Here is a 2,771-nt window from a genome sequence, read left to right as displayed (position 1 = left end):
TCGCGCCCGCTCACAGCCCGCGCGCCCGTGCGGCCGCGTCGACGAAGCCGCGGGCGGCCGAGAACAGCGTCGGCTCGTCGAGGAGGAAGGCGTCGTGGCCCTTGTCGCTCTCGACCTCGACGAAGGCGACAGGGGCCGAGGCCGCGTTCAGCGCGTGGACGATCGCGCGGGAATCGGCCGTCGGGAACAGCCAGTCGGAGGTGAACGAGACCACGCAGAACCGCGTCCTGGTGCCCTTGAAGGCGTTGGCGAGTACGCCGCCATGGTCGGCGGCGAGGTCGAAATAGTCCATCGCCCGCGTCAGGTAGAGGTAGGCGTTGGCGTCGAAGCGCTCGACGAAGGAGAGGCCCTGGTGGCGCAGGTAGCTCTCGATCTGGAAGTCGGCGTTGAACGAGAAGGTCGGCGCCGAGCCGCCCTGGAAGCGGCGGCCGAACTTCCGGTGGAGCGCCGGCTCGGAGAGGTAGGTGATGTGCGCGCCCATCCGCGCGACGCCCAAGCCCTTCGAGGGCCGGGTGCCGGCCTCGAGGTAGCGCCCGTCGGCCCAGGCGGGGTCGGCCATGATCGCCTGCCGGCCGACCTCGTGGAAGGCGATGTTCTGCGCCGAGTGGCGCGCGCCGGTGGCGATCGGCATCGCCGCGAACACCCGCTCGGGGTAGAGCGAGGCCCATTGCAGCACCTGCATCCCGCCCATCGAGCCGCCGACGCACAGGAACAGGTCGTCGATCCCGAGATGGTCGAGCAGCATCGCCTGCGCCCGGACCATGTCGCGAATGGTGACGAGCGGGAAGTCGAGGCCGTAGGCCGAGCCCGTGCCCGGATCGATCGAGGCCGGCCCGGTCGAGCCCATGCACGAGCCGATCACGTTGGAGCAGACGACGAAGTAGCGATCGGTGTCGATTGGCTTGCCCGGGCCGACTAGGGTCGTCCACCAGCCCGGCTTGCCGGTGACGGGGTGCGGGTGGGCGAAGTGCTGGTCGCCGGTGAGCGCGTGGCAGATCAGCACCGCGTTGGTGCGCGCGGCGTTGAGCGTGCCCGCGGTCTGGTAGGCGACCTGGAACGGTGCGAGTTCGGCGCCCGAATCCATCGTCAGCGGACGGTCGGCCTCGAACCGGGCGACGAGCCCCGCCGGGTCGCGGGCCTGCGACGGCTCGCGGCTGCGGGTCTCCGGCTCCGTCGCGGGGGCGGCCGCGAGGGCCGGGTCGAGGGGATTGTCCATGAGGCTGCTGGAAACGGCTTCCCGCGCGCGGCGCTGACGAAGGTTGCGAGATCGTCGGCTTCCCGCGCCCGCCGCAACACCCGAGGTAGTGTGCGCGCCGTCGAGCGTCAACGAAGCGGGCGGCCGGCATGCCCGTTCATCCGCAGCCGGTTGTCGATCCTGCGGCGGGCGCACGCTGGCCCTTCGGCGCGGCGGGCCGTAAACACGCCCGAGCAGCCCCGTCCTCAGCTTGTCGAACCATGCGCTTCCCCAAACGAGCCGCGCCGCCGATGGAAGACCTCGCCGCCCTCCGGGCCGAGATCGACCGGATCGACGCCGAGATGCACGCGCTGCTGATCCAGCGCGGCGGGATCATCGACCGCCTAATCGCGGTGAAGGGCACCTCGGCCTCGGGCTCCGCCTTCCGTCCGGGCCGCGAGGCCGCGATGATGCGGCGCGTGGCAGAACGCCACCGCGGGCTCCTGCCGCTCGACACCGTCGAGGGGATCTGGCGGGTCATCATCGCGACCTTCACCTACGTCCAGGCGCCGTTCTCGGTGCATGCCGACATCTCCGCAGGCGATCCGGCGATGCGCGACTCCGCCCGGTTCCACTTCGGCTTCACGGTGCCCTACCGCCCGCACCCGACCTGCGCGGCTGTGATCGAGGCGGTGGCGGCCTCGCGCGGCGACCTCGGTATCTTCCGCTTCGACCCGCGCGCGGCGCAGGCGCCAGCGACGGGCACGGGGCCGGGCAGAGGGCCCGGCAAGGGCGAGGCCTGGTGGGAGGGGCTGATCGGCGAGGGCCGCCCGAAGGTGATCGCCCGGCTGCCCTTCATCGAGCGGCCGGCCCACCCGGCCGGCACCCCGGTCTTCGTGGTGGCCAAACCGCTGGACGACCCGGCGGCGGCGCACGTCGAGGCCTGCCTCGCGCTGATCGCGACGGTGGAGGACACCAACCTGCTCCACCGCGGCGGCGTCGGGCAGACGGCGTGGCGCGAGGCGGCCGAAAGCCTCCACGACGCCTTCGTGGCTCAAAACCTCAGCCCCGGCGGCGCGGCCGACCTGCTGGCGATGACGCTGTTCGTGGATGCGATCGAGGCGCCGACCCCGTGACGCTGGCGATCCTCTGTTCGGGGCAGGGCGGCCAGCACCCGGGCATGTTCGACCTCACCGCCGGGCTGCCGGCGGCGCAGGCCGTGTTCGCGGCGGCCAAGCCGCTCCTCGGCGCCGACCCGCGCGACATCGCGCGGGCGGGCGGCGCGGTCCTCAACGAGAACCGCACCGGGCAGATCCTGTGCTGCGTCGCGGCGCTCGCCGGCTGGACCATCGTCGCGGCATCCGCCCCGGCGCGCCGCATCGTCGCCGGCTACAGCATCGGCGACCTCGCCGCCTGGGGCTGCGCCGGACGCTTCTCGGTCGAGACCGTGCTGGCGCTCGCCGCCGCCCGCGCCGAGGCGATGGATGCGGCCTCGGGCGTGGGGCACGGCCTCGCCGGCATCCGCGGCCTGCCGCAGGCGCGGATCGCGGACATGGCAAGCGCGCATGGCTGCCACCTCGCGATCCGCAACGCGCCC

2 protein-coding genes and 1 pseudogene are annotated in these 2,771 nt (G+C 73.0%); 2 read left to right on the top strand and 1 reads right to left on the bottom strand.

The window, feature by feature from the left end:
* Nucleotides 1–10: 10 nt before the first annotated feature.
* Nucleotides 11–1,216: a homoserine O-acetyltransferase gene (locus FV222_RS22195; protein WP_147762628.1), complete on the bottom strand. Its 1,206-nt coding sequence runs from the start codon at nt 1,214–1,216 to the stop codon at nt 11–13.
* A 239-nt stretch (nt 1,217–1,455) separates the two neighbouring features.
* Between FV222_RS22195 and FV222_RS22190 the strand changes: the two genes are divergently transcribed.
* Both FV222_RS22190 and FV222_RS22185 read left to right on the top strand, forming a co-directional pair.
* Complete coding sequence (locus FV222_RS22190) at nt 1,456–2,310, top strand: triphosphoribosyl-dephospho-CoA synthase (protein ID WP_147815659.1); 855 nt, start codon at nt 1,456–1,458, stop codon at nt 2,308–2,310.
* A pseudogene (locus FV222_RS22185) lies at nt 2,307–2,771 on the top strand (acyl transferase); the annotation flags it as partial. The gene FV222_RS22190 and the pseudogene FV222_RS22185, both read left to right, overlap by 4 nt.

The organism is Methylobacterium sp. WL103, assembly GCF_008039885.1.
GTDB lineage: Bacteria > Pseudomonadota > Alphaproteobacteria > Rhizobiales > Beijerinckiaceae > Methylobacterium > Methylobacterium cerastii.
This window is presented reverse-complemented; position numbering and strand designations above follow the sequence as displayed.